Origin of the sequence: Sphingomonas elodea ATCC 31461, from assembly GCF_000226955.1 — a bacterium.
Classification (GTDB): Bacteria; Pseudomonadota; Alphaproteobacteria; order Sphingomonadales; family Sphingomonadaceae; genus Sphingomonas; species Sphingomonas elodea.
Window position 1 is genome coordinate 1 of record NZ_AGFU01000031.1, and the last position, 6,034, is coordinate 6,034.

Here is a 6,034-nt window from a genome sequence, read left to right on the forward strand (position 1 = left end):
ACAGCGCGGGGCGCTGTTCACCTGATGCGGGGTTGGGGTGGGGCTGTGTCTCACCGAGACCAACTTCTGGTCTGGAAACCCTCCACCCCCCAACCCCTCCTCCAAGGAGGAGGGGCTAAGAAGAAGAGGCTCTCCCTCCCGGCGAAAACACGCTATCAGCCCCGCCACAGGAGCATGCAATGAAGCGTATCGCCGTCTATTGCGGTTCGGCCAGCCCGGCCGATCCGGTCTATATCGAAGCCGCCCGCACCCTTGGCCGCACGCTCGCCGAGCGTGGCATCGGCGTCGTCTATGGTGGTGGCCGGCTCGGGCTGATGGGCGCGGTCGCCGATGCGGCGCTGGAAGCCGGCGGCGAGGTGATCGGCGTGATTCCCACCCTGCTGGTCAATGCCGAGGTCGCGCACAAGGGGCTGACCAGCCTCGAGGTCTGCGAGACGATGCACGAGCGCAAGGCGCGCTTCACCGAGCTGGCGGACGGCTTCGTCAACCTGCCCGGCGGCACCGGCACGATGGACGAATTGTGGGAGGCGATGAGCTGGGCACAGCTCGGCTACCACGCCGATCCGATCGGGCTGCTCAACATCGCCGGCTATTACGACAAGCTCGTCGAATTCTGGGAGCATATGGGCAAGGTCGGCTTCGTGCGGCCCCAGCACCAGGGGCTGCTGCTGGTCGATTCCACGATCGACGGCCTGCTGACCAAGATGGCCGAGGCCCAGCCGGTGGTGCCGATCGCGCAACTGCGCCGCGAACAGCTGTAATGCGCTTTCCCGGCCGCGACGCGATCGTCGCGACCGCGGGCGAATCGATCGCCCGCGGCTCGCGCAGCTTCGCGGCGGCGAGCAAGCTGTTCGATCCGGCAACCCGCGAGCGCGCCTGGCTGCTCTATGCCTGGTGCCGCCGCTGCGACGACATCGCCGACGGCCAGGACCATGGCCATGGCATGACCATCGTCGAGGATCCGCAGGCGCGCCTCGCCGAGATCCGCGAGCGCACTTCGGCGGCGCTGGCCGGCGAATGGGTGGGCGATGCCGCGTTCGATGCGCTGCGCATCGTGGCGAGCGAAACCGGCATGCCGCACCGCTTCGCCTGGGACCTGATCGATGGCTTCGCGCTCGATGCGGATGGCTGGCGGCCGCAGACCGAGGACGATCTGCTGCGCTATTGCTACCACGTCGCCGGCGTGGTCGGCTGCATGATGGCGGTGGTGATGGGGGTACGCCCCGACGACGAGGCAGTGCTCGATCGCGCCTGCGACCTCGGCCTCGCCTTCCAGCTCGCCAACATCGCCCGCGACATCGGCGAGGATGCCGAGGCCGGGCGCTGCTATCTGCCTGCCGACTGGCTGACGGAAGTGGGGCTGACGGCCGAGAACCCGCTCGCCGATCGCAATGCCCTCGCCATTCTCGGCACGCGGCTGGCGGATCGGGCGGAAGGCTATGAGATCAGCGCCCGCGGCGGCGCCGCCGCGCTGTCGTTCCGCTCGGCCTGGGCGGTGCTGGCGGCGGCCGACATCTATGGCGGGATCGCCCGCAAGGTCCGCACGCGGGGGGGGCAGGCCTGGGACAGCCGCACGACCACCTCGGGCGGCGAGAAGCTGGCGGCGATCGCCAAGGCGTGGGGTGCGGCGCGCAGACGTGCGCCGACGCCCCGACCCGCGGGCCTCTGGACCCGGCCGCGCTGACGCTCAGCCGTTCAGCGCGTTGATCGCGGCGTGCACCCGCGCCTCGATCTCGCGGCGGGGCAAGCCTGCGGGGATCGGCGCCCCGAAGCGGAAGACGATCTCGCCCTTGTGCATCCGTCCCTTGCGCGGCCAGACCGCGCCGCTCTGCACCGCCACCGGCACCACCGGCAGGTCGAGCGCACGGTAGAGCCCGGCAAAGCCCGAGCGGAGCGGCGGCGCCTCGCCCGGCGGCACCCGCGTGCCCTCGGGGAAGATCAGCACCGAACGCCCGGTCGCCCGCGCCTTCTGTGCCTCGCGCATCATCGAGCGGAGCGCCGTCGCATTGGCCTCGCGGTCGACCACGATCGTGCCGTAGCGCTGCGCCGCCCAGCCCCAGATGGGAATGCGGCTCAGCTCGCGCTTCATCACCGTCGCCGGCGAGCCGAGCATCCGGGTCAGCTCCAGCGCCTCGAAATAGCTTTCATGCTTGCCGGCGAACAGCAGCTGCCCTTCGGGCACCGCGCCTTCGATCCGCACCCGCGCACCGATGACCGTGCGCACCAGCCATTGCAGTTGCCACGCCCAGAAATTCGCGTGCGCGCGCAAGGCCCGCGTGCCGAACAGCGCCGCGATCGGTACCAGCAGCACCATCACCACCGACATGCCGTAGAAGAGTATGCGGAAAACCAGCGTGCGCAGCGCGTCCATCAATCGACCCCCAGCAGGAGCGCCCCCCGGCGCACCAGATATTTATGATATTCGCGCAGCAGCATCCGGCGGCCCGGATGGCTCTGCACCCCGTCGCCGAGGATGGTCACGCCCCGCAGGACATGGCGCAACTCCAGCTTGGCGCGCGCCATGTGCCAGTCCGAGGTAACCAGCCGGATGCTGCGATAGCCATGCTCGCGCACCCAGCGCCCGGTCTCGTCGGCGTTGGATCGGGTATCCACCGCCTCGTGGCCCAGATCGACGCAGCAGCGGAACAGCGCGCGATCGGCCGGGAATTGCGCCGCCAGTTCGCGGGGGCGGACATCGGGGTTCACGCCGCTGACCAGCATCCGCTGCGCATCCTCGCGCCGCAGCACCTCCAGCCCGCGCTGGATGCGGCCCGGCCCGCCGGTGAGCACCACGACCGCATCGGTAGGCCGCGCGCCCAGCGGCTTGCCGAGGTTGAACAGGAACAGCGCGAAGCCCACCGCCCAGGCCGTGGCGAGCAGCAGGAGGAGCAGGAACAGGCGGCGGATCACAGCTTCAGCCCCAGCGTGCGCAGCACCGTCATCCGCGTCGCCACCGTCGCCAGCAGGGCAAAGCCGATCGGCAGGAGGAGCAGCAAGGTCCAGTCGATCGGCGCCAGGGTAGCGCCGCCCAGAACTTCCGATCCGGTGAGCGCCAGCTTGGTCTGGAAGAGGGCGACCAGCGCCAGCGCCGCCAGCGTGCCGATCGCACCGCCGAGCAACGTGTCGCGCGCGATACGGCGCTGGAGCAGGCGTGCCACCTGGAGGTCGGTCGATCCGAGCATGTGGAGCACGTCGATCGTATCGCGGTGCGTGTCCAGCCCCGCGCGGGCGACGAGCAACGCCACCCCCGCCGTCGCCGCCGCGATCACCACCACCAGCCCGATCGCGACCCAGAACAAGGTCGCCAGCAGCCCCCGCACCGGCGACAGCCAGCGCGCGCTGCTGTCCACCCGCACGCCCGGCGCGATCCGCCGGGCGGCAGCGGCGACGGCAGCGGCGGCGTTCGGCGCGGCGGTGACGTCGATCAGCACCGGCATCGGCAGATCGGGATCCAGCCCGGCATCGCCCAGCCAGGGCTGGAGCAGCGCCGCGAGCCGCGCGCGATCGGCCTCGCGGACGCGGGCGACGCCCGGCACGCGCGCGATTCCGACGACCAGTGCCTTGGCCCGGCTGTCGCGCAGCGCCGCATCGGGCTCGACCAGCTGCACCGTCAGCTGCCCGGCAAGCTGGCGATCCAGCCCGCCTGCCGATCGTGCGACACCCAGGCCGAGCGCCCCGGACAACACGGTGAGGAACAGCATGATCGCCATGATCCCCGCCATCACCCAGCTGCGCTGGCCTTGCCCCAGCAGCTTGAGATCGATCGCGCCGCTGCGCCGCAAGCTGGTCATGCCGCCCCCGGCGGATGACGGAGCAGCCCCGTGGGATCGACCAGCTTGCCCTTTTCCACCCGCATCAGATGCGCCTGCGGGATGCGACGGATCAGGTGCAGGTCATGGGTGGCGACGACGATCGTCGTGCCCAGCCGGTTTAGCGCCTCGAACAGATGGAGCAGTCGGTCCGCCATCTCGGGATCGACGTTGCCGGTCGGCTCGTCCGCGACGAGAATCTCGGGCCGGGCGATCACCGCGCGGGCGATGGCGATGCGCTGCTGCTCGCCGCCCGACAACGTCGGCGGCTTGGCCGTTACGCGCGCGCTGAGGCCTACCCAGGCAAGCATTTCCATCACCGGCGCCTCGATCTCGCTCTCGCGCACGCCGGCGACGCGCAGGGGCAGCGCCACATTGTCATAGGCGGAAAGCTGCGGCAGCAGCCGGAAATCCTGGAAGACCACGCCGATTCGACGGCGAAAGCCGGGCAGCCGCGCCCGTGGCAGCGCGCCCGCATCCTCGCCGAACAGGCGCACCACGCCGCGCGTCGGCCGCTGGGCGAGATACAGCAGCTTGAGCAGCGAGGTCTTGCCCGCGCCGCTCGCGCCGGTGAGGAAATAGAACCCCCCCGTCGCCAGCGTGAAGCTCACGTCCGACAGCGTTTCCGGTCCGGTCCCATAGCGCAGGCCGACATTTTCGAAGTGCACGATATTGCCCATGCGCCGTGCGGCCCGGCCTCCTGTTTCCTGGGGTCTCCCCCGCCATCGCACAGGCCCTGCAAGCGCTCAAGCGGCCCGCAAGTCGCTTGCTGGCCCGAATCGGCCCGGCTAGACTCGCGCATCCGTCGCGTTTCGGGCGGATACCAGGGGGTGTGGGCATGATCTTGGAGTGCAGCCAGTGCGGGTCGCGCTACGAAGTACCGGATTCGGCGATCGGTCCCGATGGCCGCACGGTGCGGTGCGCGAACTGCAAGCATAGCTGGTTCCAGTCGCCCCCGCCGCTGGAGCTGACCGCACCGGCGCCCCCGCCTGCACCGGCCAGCGCGCCGGCGCCCGAGGCGGAAGCCGAGTCCGCGCCGAGCCCGCGCAGCATGACGCGCGCGCCCGAGCCGGCAGCCGACTATGATCCGTTCGACGCGCCCGCCCCGGCCGGGCGCAGCGGGCTGCGCTGGACCATCGCGGCGCTGGTCGCCCTGGTCTCGGTGCTGCTCGGCGGCGCGGCGCTGCTCTACTGGAAGGCGCCGCAGGTCCTGACCCAGCTCGGCCTGCCGATCGGCGGCGCGAGCACGCCCCTGGTGTTCAGCGACAAGAATGTCGCGCTGCAGGCACGTGCCGATGGCAGCAAGCTGTTCATCGTCTCCGGCAAGGTGCTCAACCCCACCGGCAACGCCCAGCATGTGCCGGACATCCGCATCCGGCTGATCGATGCGCAGGGCAGCGAGGTCTATAGCTGGCGGATCACCCCGGCGGTGCGCACGCTGGATCCGCAGGCGAGCTTCGACTTCAACGGCGCCAAGGTCGACGTGCCGGCCGGCGCCAAGACGGTGCAGCTCAGCTTCGCGAGCGAACTCGACGCGTGACGACGAGCAGGCGGCCGCCGTCGAGCAGCGCCGCCGCCACCATGCCGAGGCCCGAGGCGAGCACCAGCGCGGTCGCCCCCAGGCCCAGATGCACCAGCCACATCCCCAGCCCGCCGGTCACCAGGAAGAAGGCGAGGATGCCGTTGATGCCCGCCGCCACCTGGTCGCCTAGCGAGCGCAGGGCATAGACGAACACCACCTGCACCCCGTCGAACAGGATGAACGGAGCCCAGAGCAGCAGCATCGACGCGGCGAGCGCATGGACCTCACCCGGTGCCGGGAACCGCGCCACCACCAGCATCGGCACGAACACCAGCGCGAGCGCGAGCAAGCCGGTAGCGAGCGCCGCAAGCACCGCGGCGATTCCGGCGCGACCCGCCGCCGCCTGGGGCACGCCCTCGCCGACCGCATTGCCGACCCGCACGCCTGCGGCCGATCCCAGACCCAGCGCAACCGCGAAGGTGACGTTATGGATCGAGAAGACGATCTGGAAGGCATGGGCGGTCGCCTCGCCCAGCTGCGTCGACAGGGCGATGAGGATCGAGAAGCCCACCAGCTCCAGGCCCGAGGCGATCGCCGGCACCAGGCCGAATCGGGCGAGCGCCCAGGCGCCCCGCCAGGTTTCCGCGCGCCCCCAGTCGCCGAGCAGCCGCACCCCGCGCGCCTCCGCCCGCGGCAGGGTCCA

Annotated in this window: 8 protein-coding genes; 3 read left to right on the forward strand and 5 right to left on the reverse strand. The window is 70.8% G+C overall.

Annotated features, from left to right (window positions below; genetic code table 11):
• Positions 1-179: 179 nt before the first annotated feature.
• Together KK7_RS0110180 and KK7_RS0110185 are read left to right on the forward strand one after the other, a co-directional pair.
• Positions 180-761 (forward strand): LOG family protein, encoded by a 582-nt coding sequence (locus tag KK7_RS0110180; RefSeq protein ID WP_010544544.1) that lies wholly within the window; start codon positions 180-182, stop codon positions 759-761.
• Positions 761-1,684, forward strand: coding sequence for a phytoene/squalene synthase family protein (locus KK7_RS0110185; RefSeq protein WP_010544545.1), 924 nt, complete (start codon positions 761-763; stop codon positions 1,682-1,684). Before KK7_RS0110180 ends, KK7_RS0110185 begins: the two co-directional genes overlap by 1 nt.
• Positions 1,685-1,687: 3 nt before the next feature.
• On the opposite strand, the gene KK7_RS0110190 is transcribed toward KK7_RS0110185, so the two are convergent.
• From KK7_RS0110190 to ftsE, 4 genes are read right to left on the reverse strand one after another with little or no spacing between them, the layout of a single operon-like run.
• Entirely contained in the window at positions 1,688-2,371 is a 684-nt protein-coding gene (locus KK7_RS0110190) for a lysophospholipid acyltransferase family protein (protein ID WP_010544546.1), read from the reverse strand.
• Positions 2,371-2,910, reverse strand: coding sequence for a YdcF family protein (locus KK7_RS0110195; RefSeq protein ID WP_010544547.1), 540 nt, complete (start codon positions 2,908-2,910; stop codon positions 2,371-2,373). The genes KK7_RS0110190 and KK7_RS0110195 overlap by 1 nt, the downstream gene beginning before the upstream one ends.
• Complete coding sequence (locus tag KK7_RS0110200; RefSeq protein WP_010544548.1) at positions 2,907-3,791, reverse strand: cell division protein FtsX; 885 nt, start codon at positions 3,789-3,791, stop codon at positions 2,907-2,909. Before KK7_RS0110200 ends, KK7_RS0110195 begins: the two co-directional genes overlap by 4 nt.
• Entirely contained in the window at positions 3,788-4,489 is a 702-nt protein-coding gene (gene ftsE / locus KK7_RS0110205) for a cell division ATP-binding protein FtsE (protein WP_010544549.1), read from the reverse strand. The genes KK7_RS0110200 and ftsE overlap by 4 nt, the downstream gene beginning before the upstream one ends.
• A 158-nt stretch (positions 4,490-4,647) precedes the next feature.
• On the opposite strand from ftsE, the gene KK7_RS0110210 reads away from it, so the two are divergent.
• A complete protein-coding gene (locus tag KK7_RS0110210; RefSeq protein ID WP_010544550.1) occupies positions 4,648-5,349 on the forward strand; it encodes a zinc-ribbon domain-containing protein in 702 nt (233 codons plus the stop codon).
• Here the strand turns inward: KK7_RS0110210 and KK7_RS0110215 are convergent.
• Positions 5,321-6,034, reverse strand: a 714-nt coding sequence (locus KK7_RS0110215) for an MATE family efflux transporter (RefSeq protein ID WP_010544551.1), incomplete at its 5' end; no start/stop codon positions are given. The genes KK7_RS0110210 and KK7_RS0110215 overlap by 29 nt on opposite strands.

Coding starts and splice junctions, on each gene's coding strand:
- KK7_RS0110210 (WP_010544550.1), top strand. CDS start 4,648: ATGATCTTGGAGTGCAGCCAGTGCGGGTCGCGCTACGAAGTACCGGAT.
- KK7_RS0110185 (WP_010544545.1), top strand. CDS start 761: ATGCGCTTTCCCGGCCGCGACGCGATCGTCGCGACCGCGGGCGAATCG.
- ftsE (WP_010544549.1), bottom strand. CDS start 4,489: ATGGGCAATATCGTGCACTTCGAAAATGTCGGCCTGCGCTATGGGACC.
- KK7_RS0110200 (WP_010544548.1), bottom strand. CDS start 3,791: ATGACCAGCTTGCGGCGCAGCGGCGCGATCGATCTCAAGCTGCTGGGG.
- KK7_RS0110190 (WP_010544546.1), bottom strand. CDS start 2,371: ATGGACGCGCTGCGCACGCTGGTTTTCCGCATACTCTTCTACGGCATG.
- KK7_RS0110180 (WP_010544544.1), top strand. CDS start 180: ATGAAGCGTATCGCCGTCTATTGCGGTTCGGCCAGCCCGGCCGATCCG.